The organism is Sphingobium sp. RS1 (assembly GCF_056156825.1).
Map to the genome: position 1 here is coordinate 1,249,237 of NZ_JBLZXE010000002.1, position 17,820 is coordinate 1,267,056.

Sequence of the window (17,820 nt, forward strand, 5' to 3'; positions counted from 1 at the left end):
GCGTCACTATCAGCGGCAAAGGGGATGCAATTGGCCGATCTGGAAGGACAAGTTCCGCAGGATGGCACCGGCCATCGCGCCCGGTTGCGGCAGAAGCTGGCCGACAGCGGCGGCGAAGCGCTGCACGACCATGAACTGATCGAATATCTACTGGCGCTGGCCATTCCCCGGCGCGATACCAAGCCGCTGGCCAAGGCGTTGCTGCGGGAATTTGGCGGCATCGGCGGACTGATGACGGCCGACTGGCCGGCGATCGCGCGGGTGCCCGGCATGGGCGACACCAGCGTCGCGGCGATCAAGATCGTGCAGGCGACCGCGCTGCGGATGTTACGCAACGATGTGGCGGCGCGGCCCGTGCTAGCGAGCTGGCAGGCGTTGCTCGACTATCTGCGCGCCGACATGGCGTATCTGAGTGTCGAGCGGGTCAGGGTATTGCACCTGAACAGTCGTAACATGCTGATCCGCGACGATCATATGGGGGACGGGTCGATCGATCAGGCGGCCATCTATGTGCGGGAAGTGATCAAGCGGGCGATGGACCTGGGATCGGCAGCGCTGATCCTGGTGCACAACCACCCGTCGGGCGATCCCTCCCCCAGCCGACAGGATATCGACATCACCCGGCAGATCGTTGAGGCCGGCAAAAGGCTGGGCATCGCGGTCCATGACCATATCATCATGGCTGCTAGTGGGCACACGAGCCTTCGGGCGCAGGGCCTGTTGTAGGATTACCGCCGCTTAACTTCGCACATTTCCCGCAGATCATGACATTTAGTTACGTGCGGGCGATCCCTATCGGAAAACCCCCGACCGGATGAACGGCAGCGTCCGCACGGTAACAAAGGGAGGGACTGTAGGACAGCCCTCCCCGCATCAGTCGGTGAAGCCAAAGTTCAGGAATTCGGGCACCGGGCCGTTCCAGCCATCGTCCGGGCCGTCATCGATCGGATCATGCCGGCGACGCGGCGGCGGCGCCGAAGCGGTGCGGTCGGGACGCGAATCGCGCGGCTGGCTGTCACGCGGCCTGTCGCCACGCGGACGATCGTCGCGTTGACGGCCGTCACGCGGCTTGTCTTCACGCTGACGCGCTTCGCGCGTCTTATCGTCACGCTTGCGGTCCGAACGGCCCCGCCCCTCTTCGCGCTTTTCCTCACGCGCCGCTTCGGGACGCGCCGGCTCGGCCCGTTCTTCGCGCGCCGGCGCGCTGACATAGTCGATCTTCGTGCCGATCAGCTTCTGGATATTGTCGATCGCTTCGGCATCCTCCGCCGTCACGAAGGTGTAGGCGGTACCGGTCGCGCCCGCCCGACCGGTGCGGCCGATGCGATGGACATAATCGTCCGGATGCCAGGGCGCATCGAAATTAAAGACGTGGGACACGCCCTTGATGTCCAGACCGCGCGCTGCGACGTCCGACGCGACGAGGATATTCACCTTGCCGTCCCGGAACTTCTCCAACTCGGCGATACGCGACGCCTGATCGATGTCGCCATGGATTTCGCCCGACCTGAAGCCATGGCGCTGAAGGCTCTTGTTGAGTTCGCGCACGGTGGTCTTGCGGTTGCAGAAGATGACCGCGCTGGCGACATTTTCCGCCTCCAGCATGTCGCGCAGCGTGTCGCGCTTCTTGCGCGAATCGACCTTCACCAGCCGCTGCGTGATGTTGGTCGACGCGGTCGCAGGGCGCGCCACTTCGATCGACTTGGGATTGGACAGGAACTTGTCCGCCAGCTTCTTGATGACCGGCGGCATGGTCGCGGAAAAGAGCAGGGTCTGCCGCTGCGTCGGCAGCTTTGTGCAGATTTCTTCAATATCCGGGATGAAGCCCATGTCGAGCATGCGGTCGGCTTCGTCGATGACCAGCATGTTACAGCCATTGAGCAAAATCTTGCCCCGGCCGAACAGGTCCATCAGCCGGCCCGGCGTGGCGATCAGCACGTCGACGCCCTTTTCCAGCGCCTTGATCTGGTCGCCCATTTGCACGCCGCCGATCAGCAGCGCCATGGAAAGCTTGTGATATTTGCCGTATTTCTCGAAATTCTCAGCCACCTGCGCGGCGAGTTCGCGGGTCGGCTCCAGGATCAGGCTGCGCGGCATCAATGCGCGGGCGCGGCCATGGGCCAGAATGTCGATCATCGGCAGCACGAAGCTGGCCGTCTTGCCCGTCCCCGTCTGGGCAATGCCGATAATGTCCCGCATCATCAGGACGGACGGAATGGCTTGCGCCTGGATCGGCGTCGGCGTGTCGTAACCCGATTCGGTTACGGCCTTGAGCAATTCGTCGGAAAGGCCGAGATCGGCAAAAGTCATTCAATGGTCCGGGACAGGAGGCCTATCCGTCCTGCGCGGATGCGAGACGGAAATCGGGCGCGCATTGCGGAAATATTGGCCACTTGTCAAGAAAATCGCGCAAATGAAAGGCTAAGCCGGGCGATCAATCCTCATCATCGACCGGGATGAGGCGGCGGAAGCTGTCTATTGCGCAACTGATGCCGCTGCGCGCCTGCAATTCGTCCCGGCCCGAACAGAGCGATCCGTCCTCATCCGGCTCGACATAGAAACCCGAGTAGAAGCCGGTCGAGTCGCAGCCTCGCTCAAGTCGTGCGCGATAGCGATGATTGTCGGCGAGGATCAGGTCCACGCCATTTTCCACGACGATGGCCGCCCCCCGGATCGATCGCAGCGCGACGCAGCGCGGCCCCTTCTTCTCTTCCCAGGCGTTGCGTGCATCCGGCGCGACTCGGGCGGGCGCACGCCCTTTCTTCACCATCGGCACGCGGATGATGACGCGCTGCTGGATCGACAATTGCGCCCATTGCACCGGATCACCGGTCGATGCGGACAGCAGCAGCAGAATGGAATGAACCAAGACGGACCCCTTTTATGGGACGAATACGCTATCGGCCAATGGTTGAACCGTCGATGAATTCCGAGGCATAAGCCCATCCCATGATTGGACAAGACATGATCGACCGCTTCATCGCCCTGCTCGGCCCCAAAGGGGTCGTCACGGACCCTGACGATATTGCACCATGGGTCAGCGACTGGCGCGGCCGTTATCATGGGGCTGCCGTCGCGATCCTTGCGCCCATATCGACGCAGGAAGTCGCCGCGACCGTGGCGCTGGCGGCGGAACTGGGCGTCGCGCTGGTACCACAGGGCGGCAATACGTCGATGGTCGGCGGCGCCACGCCACCGGCGGACGGATCGGCGCTGATCCTGTCGCTGCGGCGGATGAACCGCATTCGCAGCCTGTCGCCCGACGACAACCTAGCCGTGTGCGAGGCCGGGGTGATCCTGAGCATATTGCATGATGCCGCCGAGGAGGCAGGCCGTCGTTTTCCGCTCAGCCTGGGCGCCAAAGGCTCCGCCACGATCGGCGGACTGGTGTCCACCAACGCCGGCGGGACGCAAGTGCTGCGCCACGGAACGATGCGCGCGCTGGTCGAAGGGATCGAGGCAGTGCTGCCCGACGGGAGCATCTTCGACGGGCTGGACGCGTTGAAAAAGGATAATCGCGGGTACGACATCAAGCAGTTGCTGATCGGCGCGGAAGGGACGCTGGGCGTCGTCACCGCCGCATCCTTGCGGCTGGCGCCGGCTATCGCGGCGCGGGCGGTGGGCTGGGTCGGGGTTCAGACGCCGGCCGATGCGCTGGCGCTGCTGCGGCTGGCCGAGGCGATGCTGGGCGACAGCATCGAAGGGTTCGAGGTCATTGCGGACGAGACTTTGGGCTTCGTGCTGGGCCATATTCCCGGCACGCGATCGCCGATCGAGACGCGCACGCCCTGGCATGTGCTGATCGAAGTCGACCATTCCGACCTGTCGGAACCGGGACCATCGGATCGACTGGAGAGCGCACTGGCGGAAGCCTTCGAGCGGGGCATCGCGATCGACGCCGCCATCGCCGCCAACGAGGCGCAGGCCGAAGCCTTCTGGCGCATCCGCGAATCCCTGTCGGAATCGGAAAAGGCGCAGGGACCGGCGCTGCAATATGATATCAGCGTGCCGGTGGCGAAGATGCCCGCCTTCATGATCGACGCGGCGCTGGCGGCCGAACGGGCCTTTCCCGGAACCACGGCCTCCTCCTTTGGCCATCTGGGCGACGGCAACGTCCATTTTCACGTGCGCGCGCCCAAGGGCACCAGCGACGGCCCGGGCTGGATCGCGGCCGAGGGGCAGGCAATCAACGCCTTCGTCCATGATGCCGTGGTCGCGGCGGGTGGCTCCATCTCCGCCGAGCATGGGATCGGCCAGATGAAGCGCGCGGAACTGGGGCGCCTTGCCAGCCCGGCCCGGATCGGTGCCTTGCGCGCCATCAAGGCGGCGCTCGATCCCCAGGGGCTGTTCAATCCGGGCAAGCTGATCCCGCTGCCGGGCGAAGGCTGAGCGCGCCCCGTCGACAAAGCGATTGCCTCTGCCCGGCAAGGCCATTATCGCCCTGCCCCAATATCAAGCCCGCGGTTTGCCTGTTGAAAGCGGCCGCACGTAACAGGATGACCCGAAATGGCCAGCGCGCCCGCCAATAACCTGCCGATCTTCTACAATGACCTGCAGCCGCTCAGCAGCGTGGATCATGTCGACTATCGCACCCGCCCGGCCGATTCGGCTCCGTTCCTGACCACGCAGCACGCCATCCCGCTGACCGTGGACGAGTTCGTTCCGGCCCAGCGTTTCGCGCCGATTATCTTTTCGGCCGGCAACGACTCCGTGCCGCTGCTGCTGATGGGCCTGAACGAGGGCGTGAACGTCTTTGTCGACGATGAAGGCAAGCTTCGCGGCCCGGCCTATGTGCCGGCCTATGTTCGTCGCTATCCCTGGATGCTGGCCAAGCTGCGCCCGGACAGCGACGACCTGTCGCTCTGCTTCGACCCCACCACCCCGACCATCGGCGCGTTCGAAGACGGCCAGCCGCTGTTCGAGGATGGCAAGCCCAGCGAACTGACCCAAGGCGTGATGAAGTTCTGCGAGGATTTCGAGCAGGCGGCCGCCCGCACCGCGCAGTTCGTTCGCGACCTTCAGGAAATGGACCTGCTGATGGACGGCGAAGTCGCCATCCAGACGCCGCTGGCCGAACAGCCCTTCGTCTATCGCGGTTTCCGCATGATCAACGAGGAAAAGCTGCGTGACCTGCGCGGCGACCAGCTGCGCAAGATCAACCAGAACGGCATGCTGCCGCTGATCTACGCGCACCTCTTCTCGCTGCAACTGATGCGCGAAATCTTCGAAGGGCAGGTTTCGCAGGGCAAGGGACCGATCGCGGCCCCCGCCGCCGTCGACGCCGAGCCGGAAGCGGCAAACGCCTGAATGACAAATTAACCCGAAAGGGTTTGAAAAATTGATGGAAAGGGCATCGCATCCCCCCTTGAAAGGCGATGCGACCTGCCCTATCTATCAATCATGCGATGCACCTGCCCCCCTTTCGGGTGTGTCGTATGGGCGCCTCCCCCTTTGGAGGCGTCTCCTCCCTGAACCTTGGCCACCCCATGCTTGCATGGGGTGGTTTTTTATTGGGGCCTGCGAAAGGCGGTCCGTTTCGCTTGACGCGGACCGAGCCGCTGCCTAAACGCCACCCCCTGCCGATCGCCCGGAGCGATCAATGGCCCCTTCGTCTAGCGGTTAGGACGCGGCCCTCTCACGGCTGAAACACGGGTTCGATTCCCGTAGGGGTCACCAATAAAATCAATGGGTTAGATGCGCAGAACGGCCGAAAGTGGCATTTTCTCATTTAGAGATAGTCTTTCAGCTTTTTCAGCACTCCCAATAACTTCAGCGGCTTAGCAGCCCCATTTCAGCACATTGAAGGCTGAAACTACCAGTGCCGAGCGGCTCTGCGAGACGAATGGCGGCAGGGCCACCTCTCGACCATTTTACGCGTTGGAGGCTGAGGTAGATCACGACCAGCTTTAGCTGTTCCCTAGAGCCTGCTGCGTTAAATCCGACGCGGATCGCATGCTCTAAGCTTTTGTTGTCGCATCGTTTAAGCGGAAAACCGGTTCCCACTTTTCCGCACGATGCTCCAGTCGATGCTGGAATGTCCGCTCATGCCGGGACCGGTTCAGTAGCCTTTTGGGCTTTTACCTCAAATTGCAGCCTTCGAGGGAACGGGTATCACTTCGCGGCAAAATTATCGACCGTCGCCACCGCAGGGCGACCAAGCGCCCTATAATGTCTTTAAGGGGATTCCCACGTAGCCCTGATAACGAGAACCATCTTCATGCTTTCATTCCGTCGTCTGACGATTGCTCCCAAGTTGCTGGTCATCGTAGGCGCACTTACATCCGTATTGCTCATGATCGGCTTTGCTATCGTGATCACGCAGGCGACTGATTCGGTTTCCCGGCTGTCGCAGGATTCCGCTGACGCCCAAGCCGACACGATATCGAAGCAGTTGATTGGCGAGATCGGCATTATCGATGCGACCGTTCGCTCGATGAGCGAATCGCTTTCGACCCTGCATCAATCGGACATCCATGACCGCGACATCGCGATGTCGATACTGAAGCCCAACATCAATGCCTCACCGCTCGCATTGGCAAGCTGGTTCTTTGAGGAGCCGCTGAGTTTCGATGGTAAGGCGATGCTGGGACATCTCGGCTCCACGCCCTCCGGCGCGTTCATGCCCTATTGGATCAAGCGCGATGGCCATATCGCGATGGAGCCGGACACGGAGCCGGGCCTGTATTCGGCAGACTACTATAAATTGGCCCGCGAGAGCGGCAAAGCAGTGATTACCGAGCCCTACAACTACCAAACCGGCGGCCGGACGATAACGATGACATCGGTCACACGTCCGGTATTCTCGCGCGGCAAGGTCATCGGCGTGGCAGGCATAGACATTGCGCTCACCAACATCTCCGATCGTCTCGCCAAAATGCACCCGTTCGGTACGGGCCGGGTCATGCTGTTGTCCAAAACCGGCCTGTGGGTCGCCCACCCTGACGCCGCGGCCAGGATGAAACCATATGCTGATGCCCACCGGAGCGAGGTCATGCGCGCATTGGATATGGATGAAACCCGGCATTTCGTGCTGTCCAGCCCCGATGGCGACATTGTCCGCACGATACGCCCGATCTCCCTGCCCAGCCTTCACACGACCTGGGCGGTCGTATTCGACGTGCCCGCCGCCGCACTTGGCGCGCCGGCAAAGCAGCTCGCCTGGCAGCTCATCGTTGTTGGGCTATTGATCCTCGGCGCGGTGATCGGCGGGCTATTTCAGGCTATCCGAGTGATCATCGGTCGCCCGCTCGGAACATTGAGCGCGACCGTGGATCGCCTTGCGAAAGGGGAAACGCTTCCGCTCCCCCATCTCGACCGCGAGGATGAAATCGGAACGCTCGCTCGCGCTGCCAATGTCTTTCGTCAGACCAGTGAGGAGCGCGCCAGCGCCGACGCGCGATCTGCGGCTGAGCAGAAGCGTGTGGTGGAGACGGTTTCCCACCATCTCGAGGCGCTGGCAGGTGGCGATCTCACCATGGCAATCTCCACGGATTTTCCGCCTGCCTATGCTGCGCTCAAGGGCAATTTCAACACGGCATTGGGATCACTCTCCCGCCTGATCGGTTCCGTCATGGAAAGCGCGTCGACGATTCGCGTTGGATCGGGCGAAATCGCCCAAGCGTCCGAAGATCTTGCCCGACGGACGGAAGCCAGCGCAGCCAGCCTCACCGAAACGGGCTCGGCGATCGCGCGCATGACCGCGCGGCTACAGGAGACGGCCGATGCCGCAGACCGCACGGTCAATCGAGCAGATGGCGCGATCGCAACCGTTGCGAGCGGCCGCGAGATCGCCAAAGAGACCGTGCAGGCCATGACGCGCGTTAGCGAAAGCGCGAAAAATATCGATGATGTCGTCGAGGGTCTGGACAAGATCGCGTTCCAAACCCGGGTGCTGGCGATGAACGCTGCGGTGGAAGCGGGGCGTGCCGGCGATGCCGGACGCGGCTTCGCGGTGGTCGCCGATCTCGTCTCCGCGCTGGCGATGCGCGCCGAAGAAGAGGCCGGTCGCGCTAGCGAGCAATTGTCCACCATCCAGCGTGACATCGGCGCCGCGGTTGAGATGGTGCAAAAGGTCGATGGCGCGCTGGCCGGTATCTCCGATGATGTGGGCGAGGTCCACGGTCTGCTTGGTCAGATGGCAACGGACAATCAGGAGCAATCGACAACGTTCACCCAGATCAACGTCGCCATCGTCACAATGGACCAATCGACCCAGCAGAACGCGGCAATGGTCGAGCAGACGTCTGCCGCTGCCCGCAATCTCTCTGCGGAAGTCAGATCGATGTCCGCACGGGCGAAAAATTTCACGGTCGTATCGGACCTGAGTGCCTGTCGATCCGATCGGCACATCGATCTGGATCTCGGAGACCGTGTCAAAACGCGGACTTAACGGTGGACGATCTGGTTCCAATGCGGTTCCAGGTTCCCGCTCGTTCACCAACCCCTAGTATCAGATACTGCGAGCTTCATCGTAACAGGCTTTAAAAGCGTCGGTCGTCAGCGCTTCGCTCATCTCCCGAAAGCGGCCCCTCCGAACTTCTCAGAAGGCCCACCCCCTGCCCTACCGCCATCGCCCCATGTCGCTCACTCAGCGAACGATCCCGCCCCTCAAGAGCGGACTGTCCGATTCTCGGCCGCTGCCGACCAGAGCTGGCCCTCATTTTCCGTTCGACGAACGACTGATTTCGACGATAGCGGGCTTCGGGATTGGTTAAGTCGCCAAGGCAATCGGCACGCGGTAAATCGCTTCCGCGTCGCCGCCGAGCGATCGGCACAGATTCAGTCCTGCCTGCAATAGCGGTAGCGCTAGCCGCGAACGTCCCTCGCTCAACCGCACTTCCGGACCGGCCAAGCTCAGCGCCCCGATCAGGCGATCACCATGGCCGATCACCGGTACGGACATGGACGCCACATGCGGCGTCGTGACGCCGGACGTGTACACCGGCAGCGGCGGCAGGTCAGGCTTCACGTCCGGCCATTGTTCGAACAACTGGAGTAGTTGCGCCGATGCAGAGCCGTCGAGCGGCCGTTGCGTGCCCGGTTGCACGTCGAGGCGCAGATTGCTGGGCGAGTTCACCCGGAACAGACAGAGCCGTACATCGCCCTGACGGACGTAAAAGGTCGCAGTCTCCTCCGTCTCGACCGCCAATTTCGCCAGGATCGGCTGAATATGGCGTTCAAGATCGTTGCTTTCGCGAAAGACGGAATTCAGGCGAGCGACTTCACTGCCCAGTTGATATTGCCCGTCGGGCATGCGCACGATCAGATTATAGCGCTCCAGCGATACCGCCAGCCGCAGGATCGTGCTTTTGACGAGCCCCGTGCGCTCGGCCAGTTCAGCCAGGCCAACCACGCCATCACCCTGCTTGAAACAGGTCAGGAGCAGCAGCCCTCTTTCAAGTGCTGCCACCCCTTCAAGTGCCGGTCTGTCTTTTACGTCCGTCGCCATCGCAATCCTCAATAGTCAGACTGCTGTAGCGAACAGAGCAGCGCCTATCAAACGCCTTCGCAACCCAGACGCTTCAGCGTCTCTTCCACCCAGGCACGGGGATTTTCCCCGCGCCGGATCTTTTCCATCTGTGCGGTTTCGGCGGCATGCTTGGCGCTGGCCTTGGCGTAGATGGCTTCCGCTTCATCGATGCCGACGCAGACCAGACCATCATCGTCGCCGAGCAGCAGGTCGCCCGGATGAATGACCATGCCGTCGATCGCGATCGGCACATTCACTTCGCCGGGGCCATCCTTGTACGGACCACGATGCGTGACCCCGGCCGCGAAGACCGGGAAACTGCCGGCGCGGATCGCCGCGACGTCACGAATGGCGCCGAAGATGACGATGCCGCCAAGGCCCCGGCTTTCTGCATGGGCGACCATCAGTTCGCCGATCAGTGCGTTGGTGAGGTCGCCGCCAGCGTCAACCACCACGACATCGCCCGGCTGGGCGATGTCGAGGGCACGGTGCAACATCAGATTGTCGCCCGGCCGCGCCTTCACGGTAACGGCGGGTCCAGCCAATATGCCGCCACCATGCATCGGGCGAAGCGCGGCCCCGCCGGCGAACATGCGGTTCATCGCGTCGCTGACATTCGCCACCGGCAGGTCACGATATTGCTGGACCAGTTCGGCGGGCACCCGGCGTTCGACGGGCAGGACGCGAAAACCAATGCTCATTCTTCACTCCAGTCTGATTAGAAGTTGAAACGGAAGCCGACGCGGAAGACGCGGCCGAACGTGTCGTAAAGCTGCGTATTGGTCGCTACGGCGATCGATCCGTCGCCAGGGGCATAGGGCGGATCCTGATCGAGGACGTTCTGGACGTTCAGATACATTTCAGCGCCCTTGCCCAGATCCGGAAACTTGTAGGCGAAGCGCATGTCCCAATAGGCCTGCGGCTTGATGGTCTGAAGTTCGACCGCCGCCGGGCCCTTGGTATTGTCGTAGCGACCGCCACCGATGAAGCGGAGCTGGTTGAACCAGTTGAAATTGCCCCGGTTGAAATCCGCCTGCGCATTGAAGCGCCAGTGCGGGTTGGAATTGATGCCGACTTCCCCGGCCCGGTCGATCGAGGGCGAACCCGGCGTGGTCGTCGCCAGCTTGCCGACATAGGAGATGACCGAGCGCAACGACAGCGAGGTGGCATCGTCGGCAAAGGGCACGCGGTAACTGAGTTCCACATCGACACCGTTGGTTTCCAGCGTCGACAGGTTGATCGGATAGGCGGTCAGCGCCGAGATATTGCCGGCGGTATCGCGAGTGATGAAGCCGCAGGCCAGCTGGTTGCCGGCAAAGCACTGGTCCACGCCCTGCTGCGCCGACAGCGATCCGATCGCGTCGTTGATCTTGATATCATAATAGTCGGCCGAAATGCTGAGGCCCGGCACGAAGGTCGGCTGATAGACAGCACCCAGCGTGAGCGTGTCGGCCTTTTCCGGCTGAAGACTGGCGTTGCCGGTCGTGGTGATGAAGATGCCCGACGTGCGCACATTGCCCATGAACGGATCGACCACCGTGGCCGACTGTGTACGGCCGCTGGTGAAGAGTTCCGACAGGTTGGGTGCGCGGATATCGCGCGAGCGGGTGGCGCGCAGACGCAGGGAGTCGAAGGGCGTCCAGCTAAGCCCCGCCTTCCATGTCGTCACGCCGCCGCTGGTGGAATAATCGGTGTAACGGATGGCGCCGTTGAACTCGACATCCTTTGCGAAGGGCAGATCTTTCAGCAGCGGGATGACGGTTTCGACATAGCCTTCCTTCACGTCATAGCTGCCCGCCCAGGGCTGCGGGTTAGCGAAGAGGAAGCCGCCGGCATGCGATATCTCGTCGACGCTCAGCTGCGCCTGTTCCTTGCGATATTCGCCGCCCGTCGCGAATGAGATGGGACCGGCCCAGCCTTCGAACAGGGTGCCCGAAATGTTGATCGCGGCCACATCTTCCTTGAAGGTCGAGTCCGTCCTGCTGACGCCGCGCGTATAGGCCAGCGCCGCAGCCGAAGGCGATCCCTGACCGAAGACGTTGAAGGGTGCGCAACCGTCATTGGGGTTGGTCAGCGTCGATCGGCAAACGATTTGACCGCTGGCCGGATCGACCACGGCATCGACCGCGCGGGTAAAGTTGGCGGTGATCTCGTTGTTGATGACGTCCGTGCGCTGCTTGGTACGGCCGTGCTGGTAATAGCCGTTGACCTTGAGGCCGCCCAATTCGCCCTTGAAGCCAGCGACATAGCGATCCGTATCGGTATCGACCGCGACGTCGGCCAGCCCGCCCTCCACGGACCAGCGCAGCATGGTCAGCGAGGTGACGTTGGGGTTGGCCGCCAGCATCGCCTGCACCTGCGCCGGCAGGAAGGCATTGTCGCGGCGGATGGTGATCGGGTTGGTCGCCAGATGGCGGTTGGTCGACGTCGAATAGCGGGTCGAGGTCGTGCCATAGGACGCTTCGCCAAAAATCGACCAGTCGTCGGTCAGATCATATTCGGCGCGACCGAAGAAGGCGGCGCGCTCCAGCGGACGGTTGATTTCCTGAAGCAGTTCGGTGTTGACGCCATCGCCGCCAATCTGCTGCGTCGCGGTGGTGTAGGAACCAAAATCATACGCGCTGACCGTGCCACCGGGACCGAATTGCAGGCCCCGGAACAGCGCGTTCTGAGCTGCGGTGCCGCCATTACCGGTGGTGATCATGCCGCCATAGCTGCCGATCGCGCGAACATCCTCCGCTGCGATCAGAGCGGGACCGCCGGCCGGGCCGTTGATCAGGTTCGATCCGCGCCGCGCCCATTCGCGCTCGCCTTCCAATATGCCCTTGTTGCGATAATATTCGGCGCTGGCGAGCAGGTGCAGGCGATTGTCGGCCAGCGAAATGCCACCCGTCAATGTGCCGCGCAGTTCCTGATTGTCGCCTTCGTTGGAAATGCCGGAAGAGACTTCGCCCTTCAGCCCTTCATATTTGGTGTCGAGAACGAAGTTGACCACGCCGGCGACGGCGTCGGAACCATAAGCCGCCGATGCACCGCCCGTGACCACGTCGACACGATGGATCAGGCCAGCCGGCAACAGGTTGACGTCCACCGTGCCATATTGGCTGGCCGCGACGAAGCGGCGCCCGTCCAGCAGGGTAAGCGTGCGGGTCGCTCCCAGATTGCGGAGGTTGAGGAAGCTCTGGCCGCCGCCCTGCGTGCCACTGGCGCGCTGCGGGCCGCTGGTCGCGGTGAGCGCCGGCAGGGTCCGCAGCGAATCTGCAATGGTCGAGGGAGCAGCCTTGGTAAGCTGATCGGCGCTGAGCACCGTGACCGGGGTCGGCGTCGTGAAACCGCTGCGACCGATGCGCGACCCGGTGACGACGATGTCAGTGGTCTGTTGCTGAGCGACAGATGCAGCCTGATCGGCGACGGCATCGGTCGGCTGCGACGGGTCGGCCGCGGTCTGAGCCGCGTCATCGTGCGCAGATTGCGCATAAGCGACCGGCGCCACCACGAAACTCATCGCAACGCCGGCGAGCAAGGAAACCCGCATCGTGCGAGCGTGCGACCGAACCATTCCCATCAGATCCTCTCCCGATATTTATCCATATGTGGATGTGAGGGCAGCTTCTATCCGCTTCAAAATTCATTGCAACATAATTCTGAAACGTCGTTGCGTTTTTATCTGTCGCTCTTATTCTGGGAATCGGATCGCAGAAAGCGATCGACAGGAGAGGCTGCATGGACAGGGAAGATGATCGACATGGATAGCGTCGCCCCAAAGGGTCAGATCGTCCTGGCGCCTGAAATCGTCGAGATGATGAAGCGGCTCGTTACCGGCCAGACGGACGAAGCGCTCAACGACCGGTTCGGGATCAGCTACAATACATGGCGCAAGCTGGTCGCGGGACGACCCGTGCGCCGTGCGCTGGCGCAGCGGGTCACCCAGCGCGTCACCATAATCGCGGAATCATCTCGCTGACGATCGCCACCCCTTTATCCCATCACGAAACCAAGGAAAGATTATGCGACCTAGTTCATGGCTCCTCGCCTCACTGGCAGCGAAGATCGCGCTCGTGCCGGCACTGGCGCAGGAACAGAAATCCATGCCGGACAACCCCAATGGCGGTCGGCCGGAAATCCATAATGTCGACGAAATGCGTAAGGTCGGCGGCTATAGTGCGCCGGGTGCGCGCGCCTATGCCGACATGGCGGCGGAGGCCGGCGGCCGGCTATGGCCCGTCACCCTCTATTATCGTTGCCAGGCGGTTCGGGAACGCCGCCCGCTCAAAGCCCCTGCCCCCAAGCCGATCGAAGTGTTCGATAAAGTCTATTCGATCGGCACGGCGGAAAATAATATCTGGGCGATCGATACCAAAGACGGCATCATCCTGCTCGACGCGCTGACGACCGAGGCGGATGCCAAGGATGTGATCGTCGCGAATATGAAGGCGCTGGGCCTGGACCCCAGACGCATCCGCATCATACTCATCACCCATGATCATCTCGATCATTTCGGCGGCGCGGCCTATCTCAAGGCGCTCTCCGGCGCGCGGATCGGGATGAGCCAGGAGGATTGGGAAGGCGATCCCAAATGGGGCAAGCTGCCGGTGAAATCCGGGGACGATTTTTTCCTGACCGACGGACAAATCGTGTCGCTGGGCGAACGCAAACTGACAGTCCTGCTCACGCCCGGCCATACGCCCGGCACCGTGTCGCTGCTGTTCCCCGTGACCGACAAGGGGGTACCGCACATGGCGTCGCTGTTCGGTGGGCAGGGGTCGCCGCGCGATGTGGCGTCGCTTCTGGAATTTCGCCGATCACTCAATCATTTCTCGGACTATACCGACCTGATGCAGGCCGATGTCGTACTGTCCAATCACACGGTCGGCGACGACGGTCTGACGCGAGTAGCAGCGCTGTTCAATCGCAAGGTGGGCGAGCCCAATCCCTATGTCGTCGGTCGCGCAGGCGTGGTGCGCTATGACGCGGAATGGCGCATGTGTCTGAGCGCTGACATTGATGAGGCGGTGTCGAAGGCTGCGCCGGGGATGCTGTTGCCGACGCTTCAATCCGCAAAGCCATGATCGACCAAGAGCCGAGGGTCGCACCTTTCGGCAAGGGGAGGAGCGCCAGGCTCCTCCCCTTTTTTTGTCAGGCGCGGACGGTCGTTGCCACCCGCTCTGCCTTCGTGGCGCGCCCAACGATCACCACCGCCGTTGCGCTGGCCAGAGTCAGGATCGCCAGCGGCACCAGTGCCAGCACATAGCTGTCGGTGGCGTCATGGATGAAGCCATAGACATTGACCATCAGGCCGCCACCGATGAGGTTGGAGGTGGCGTTGATCGCCGCAATGCCGGCCGCCGCGGTACTGCCCGACAGCCAGGTCGACGCCATGCTCCAGAACGGCCCCTTGAAACAATAGGCCCCCACCAGCACGAAGGTTAGCAGCAGCACGGTAGGCGCCAACCCGCTCAGCACGAAGGTACCAACCGCACCGACCGCGATGAGGATCAGCGGCAGCGCGGTGTGCCAACGCCGTTCATTCGTGCGATCCGAATGGCGGCCCCACAGCACCATGGAGATCGACGCGACACCATAGGGAATGGAGTTGATGAGGCCGGTCTGAAGATCCGTCAGGCCGAAGGATTTGAGCAGTTGCGGCTGCCAGATGCTGAGCACGCTGCCAGCCGCCGATGCGCCCGAACAAGCGATGACCATCGCCCAGAAGGCCGGCGTGACGGCCAGACGCCACGCCGAACCGCTGACCATCGGCTTTTGCTGTGTGGTAGCGATCAGTTCGCGCTGCAACCAGTCGCGCTCCTCTGCCGTCAGCCACGTCGCCAGCGCGGGCCGATCCGTCAGTATCTTCAGACAGGCGATGCCGAGCAGCACGGTCGGGACACCTTCCAGGATGAAGAGCCACTGCCACCCGCGCAGCCCGCCCAGACCGTTCATAGAGAGAAGCAGACCGGACAAGGGCGAGCCGATGAAACTCGACACCGGGATAGCGATGGCAAACAACGCGAGGAAACGCCCGCGATAGCGCGGAGGCAACCAGTAGGTCAGATACAGGATGATGCCGGGGAAGAAGCCTGCCTCCGCCGCGCCGAGCAGGAAGCGCATCACATAAAAGGACTGCGCGTTCCAGACCAGCGCCATAGTCATCGAAACCAGGCCCCAAGTAATCATGATACGCGCAATCCAGAAACGGGCGCCGACCTTCTGCAACATCAGGTTACTGGGCACTTCCATCAGGAAATAGGCAATGAAGAACAGGCTGGCGCCAAAGCCGAACACCTTGCTGCTCAGCCCCACATCAGCATTCATCTGGAGCGAGGCCATGCCGACATTGGTGCGGTCGATGAATGCCATCAGGTAGCAGAGCATCAGAAACGGCAACAGGCGCCAGGTCACCTTACGCATCGTCTGCGCTTCAAGGGCGCGATCGGAATTCATGGCTTCACTCTCCTCGGACTCTAAGAGCGGGCGCTTGGCTGCGCCTCTTCTTGTCTTGCCGCAGGCCGGCGTCAACGCCGCCCGCTGATGCAGACACCGTCAGGCCGCGGCCTTGACGATACGGTTCACATGATTGCGGACATCGATTTCGCCATGATCCAGATAGGTCATGATCTGGTCGACGCAGGACATGCCGACACGATCACGCGCTTCTAGCGTGTTGGCACCGACATGAGGACTCCCCACGATATTCGGTAAGGTCCATAGCGGGCTGTCCGCCGACGTCGGCTCCTTTGCGAACGTGTCCAGACCTGCACCACGGATGGTCCCGTCGCGCAGCGCAACGAAGAGCGCATCCTGATCGATCAGGCCGCCCCGCGCGGTGTTGATGAGAATGGCGTCCTGCTTCATCGCGGCGAGCGCTGCTGCATCGATCAGATTGCGGTTTTGGTCAGTTAGCGGGCAATGGAGGCTGACGATGTCACTGGTTGCAAGCAGTGCCTCGACCGTCTCCACACGCTCCGCTCCGGCCGGAACCTGATCGTCCGCCAGATAAGGATCGTAGATGCGCACGGTCATGTTAAACGGTGCCAACAGATCCAGAAAAGTGCGGCCGATCACACCCAAGCCGATCAGGCCGATCGAGCGGCCGGATATTTCCACTCCGGTATAGGTCGACTTGTCCCATTCGCCCGCGCGCAACCGGCGGTCCAGCCAGGCGGTAGAACGGGCAACGCTCAGCAGCAAGGCCAGCGCCTGCTCCGCCACGGACAGGGCATTGGCACCGCCGGCGACCAGAACGATCACGCCATGATCGGCGGCGGCTGCGATGTCGATCGTGTCATAGCCGACGCCATGCTTGGCGATCACCTTAAGGGTAGGAATCCGCTCGATCGCGCCGCGGCTGATCGTGCCCATGCGCAGGATCAGCGCCTGCGCCCCGGCGGCGTTGGCAGCTTCGACGAGTTCATCTTCACTGGGGTAGCTTTTGCAGGAACTCAGAAGCAATGCGCGGTCGGTTGCCAATGCACTGGCCTTCGGCGCGATTTCACCGCCGACGATCAGCGCAGAAAATTTCGACATGTTCATCCTCGATCCAAAAAATCGAGAGGCGTCGCGCCCCTTCGCAGGGCGCACAATATCGCAGAAAAGTTATTTTGCAACGTCGTTTCAAAATAACGTTGTGTTATTTGCGCTCTACGGACATGGCTGCTTCGGGCACGGTAGCCGTTTTCAGACATCTCGGTCTTTCATCTGAATGTCAGGCGTTGGGGCGCTAATCGGCCCGCAGATTATGTCCCGGGATTCGCCATAGCGGAACCGCCAGAAACGGCAAAAAAGCCAAGCCTGCCATCCAGGTGCCTGCGCATGCCGTCACCGGCTGCCCGAATCACGGTCCCAATTGGGAAGCAGCCCACAGGCTATCTGTCAGTGGCGCTTCGCTGATCCGCAGGCGTCGCGGCGCGATGCCCGTAACTGAGGACGCTGGTAATCTGCCAAGCGCCATCCTGCTTCGCCCAGACCATCACGAACCTGGCGATCCCTTCGCATCGTCCTGTTGCCAGTTCACAGAAGCGGTGTTCGCCTTCCTCAATGGCACCATAGTCCCTGATCGGATAGACGCGGAACGTCTCCGGGATCAGCTCGCGCTTCACTTTCCCGCAAATATATTTGCGAACGCCGTCGACCATCGCGTCACGCTCGAACGTCGCACCGCCGGTGTCGTGGTAGAAGGCGACCTTCGGATCGAAATAGCCGGAGAAGGTCGGCAGGTCACAGCGGTTGTAGGCGTCGAACACCTTCGCATCGAGCGCGCCGATCTCGGTCGTCAACCGATCGGTCGAGGGCGGCGCGGACGTCGCGAGCAAAGCTGCGGCAACGGCGATCGCGGTCATCATGCTCATGGTCCT

14 protein-coding genes and 1 tRNA gene are annotated in these 17,820 nt (G+C 62.0%); 7 read left to right on the forward strand and 8 right to left on the reverse strand.

Annotated elements, in window-relative coordinates; genetic code table 11:
• The first annotated feature begins 24 nt into the window (after window positions 1-24).
• Entirely contained in the window at window positions 25-726 is a 702-nt protein-coding gene (radC, locus tag ACNHGR_RS07620) for a RadC family protein (protein WP_184265614.1), read from the forward strand.
• Window positions 727-873: 147 nt separating this feature from the next.
• Here radC and ACNHGR_RS07625 read toward each other — a convergent pair whose 3' ends face one another.
• Both ACNHGR_RS07625 and ACNHGR_RS07630 read right to left on the reverse strand, forming a co-directional pair.
• Window positions 874-2,310, reverse strand: a complete 1,437-nt coding sequence (locus ACNHGR_RS07625; RefSeq protein WP_475285141.1) for a DEAD/DEAH box helicase — start codon at window positions 2,308-2,310, stop codon at window positions 874-876.
• A 124-nt stretch (window positions 2,311-2,434) separates the two neighbouring features.
• Window positions 2,435-2,869 carry a hypothetical protein gene (locus tag ACNHGR_RS07630; protein ID WP_184265621.1) on the reverse strand — a complete coding sequence of 145 codons (435 nt, stop codon included), beginning with the start codon at window positions 2,867-2,869 and terminating at the stop codon, window positions 2,435-2,437.
• Window positions 2,870-2,949: 80 nt separating this feature from the next.
• On the opposite strand from ACNHGR_RS07630, the gene ACNHGR_RS07635 reads away from it, so the two are divergent.
• From ACNHGR_RS07635 to ACNHGR_RS07650, 4 genes are all read left to right on the forward strand, one after another.
• On the forward strand, window positions 2,950-4,389 hold the full coding sequence (locus ACNHGR_RS07635; protein WP_475285143.1) for an FAD-binding oxidoreductase: 1,440 nt from the start codon (window positions 2,950-2,952) through the stop codon (window positions 4,387-4,389).
• A 117-nt stretch (window positions 4,390-4,506) separates the two neighbouring features.
• A complete protein-coding gene (locus ACNHGR_RS07640; RefSeq protein WP_475285145.1) occupies window positions 4,507-5,307 on the forward strand; it encodes a SapC family protein in 801 nt (266 codons plus the stop codon).
• Between the two features lie 294 nt (window positions 5,308-5,601).
• Window positions 5,602-5,676, forward strand: a tRNA-Glu gene (locus tag ACNHGR_RS07645).
• A gap of 541 nt (window positions 5,677-6,217) precedes the next feature.
• The gene (locus ACNHGR_RS07650) at window positions 6,218-8,389 is read left to right on the forward strand and encodes a methyl-accepting chemotaxis protein (protein ID WP_475285146.1); all 2,172 of its coding nucleotides are present in this window, start codon (window positions 6,218-6,220) and stop codon (window positions 8,387-8,389) included.
• 321 nt (window positions 8,390-8,710) lie between these two features.
• Here the strand turns inward: ACNHGR_RS07650 and ACNHGR_RS07655 are convergent, their stop codons facing one another.
• The 3 genes from ACNHGR_RS07655 to ACNHGR_RS07665 are packed head-to-tail and all read right to left on the reverse strand — an operon-like array spanning window position 8,711 to window position 13,034.
• On the reverse strand, window positions 8,711-9,448 hold the full coding sequence (locus ACNHGR_RS07655; RefSeq protein WP_475285148.1) for an IclR family transcriptional regulator: 738 nt from the start codon (window positions 9,446-9,448) through the stop codon (window positions 8,711-8,713).
• Window positions 9,449-9,495: 47 nt separating this feature from the next.
• Entirely contained in the window at window positions 9,496-10,170 is a 675-nt protein-coding gene (locus ACNHGR_RS07660) for an RraA family protein (RefSeq protein ID WP_475285150.1), read from the reverse strand.
• A gap of 17 nt (window positions 10,171-10,187) precedes the next feature.
• Complete coding sequence (locus tag ACNHGR_RS07665; protein ID WP_475285152.1) at window positions 10,188-13,034, reverse strand: TonB-dependent receptor plug domain-containing protein; 2,847 nt, start codon at window positions 13,032-13,034, stop codon at window positions 10,188-10,190.
• Between the two features lie 171 nt (window positions 13,035-13,205).
• Here ACNHGR_RS07665 and ACNHGR_RS07670 point away from each other — a divergent pair, with 171 nt between their 5' ends.
• Together ACNHGR_RS07670 and ACNHGR_RS07675 are read left to right on the forward strand one after the other, a co-directional pair.
• On the forward strand, window positions 13,206-13,433 hold the full coding sequence (locus tag ACNHGR_RS07670; RefSeq protein ID WP_475285154.1) for a hypothetical protein: 228 nt from the start codon (window positions 13,206-13,208) through the stop codon (window positions 13,431-13,433).
• 43 nt (window positions 13,434-13,476) lie between these two features.
• Entirely contained in the window at window positions 13,477-14,538 is a 1,062-nt protein-coding gene (locus ACNHGR_RS07675; RefSeq protein ID WP_475285156.1) for an MBL fold metallo-hydrolase, read from the forward strand.
• A 67-nt stretch (window positions 14,539-14,605) separates the two neighbouring features.
• On the opposite strand, the gene ACNHGR_RS07680 is transcribed toward ACNHGR_RS07675, so the two are convergent.
• The 3 genes from ACNHGR_RS07680 to ACNHGR_RS07690 form a co-directional block, all read right to left on the reverse strand.
• Window positions 14,606-15,985 (reverse strand): MFS transporter, encoded by a 1,380-nt coding sequence (locus tag ACNHGR_RS07680; protein ID WP_475285158.1) that lies wholly within the window; start codon window positions 15,983-15,985, stop codon window positions 14,606-14,608.
• A gap of 24 nt (window positions 15,986-16,009) precedes the next feature.
• A complete protein-coding gene (locus ACNHGR_RS07685; RefSeq protein WP_475285160.1) occupies window positions 16,010-16,993 on the reverse strand; it encodes a hydroxyacid dehydrogenase in 984 nt (327 codons plus the stop codon).
• A 338-nt stretch (window positions 16,994-17,331) separates the two neighbouring features.
• Window positions 17,332-17,808 (reverse strand): nuclear transport factor 2 family protein, encoded by a 477-nt coding sequence (locus ACNHGR_RS07690; protein WP_475285162.1) that lies wholly within the window; start codon window positions 17,806-17,808, stop codon window positions 17,332-17,334.
• Between the last annotated feature and the right edge of the window lie 12 nt (window positions 17,809-17,820).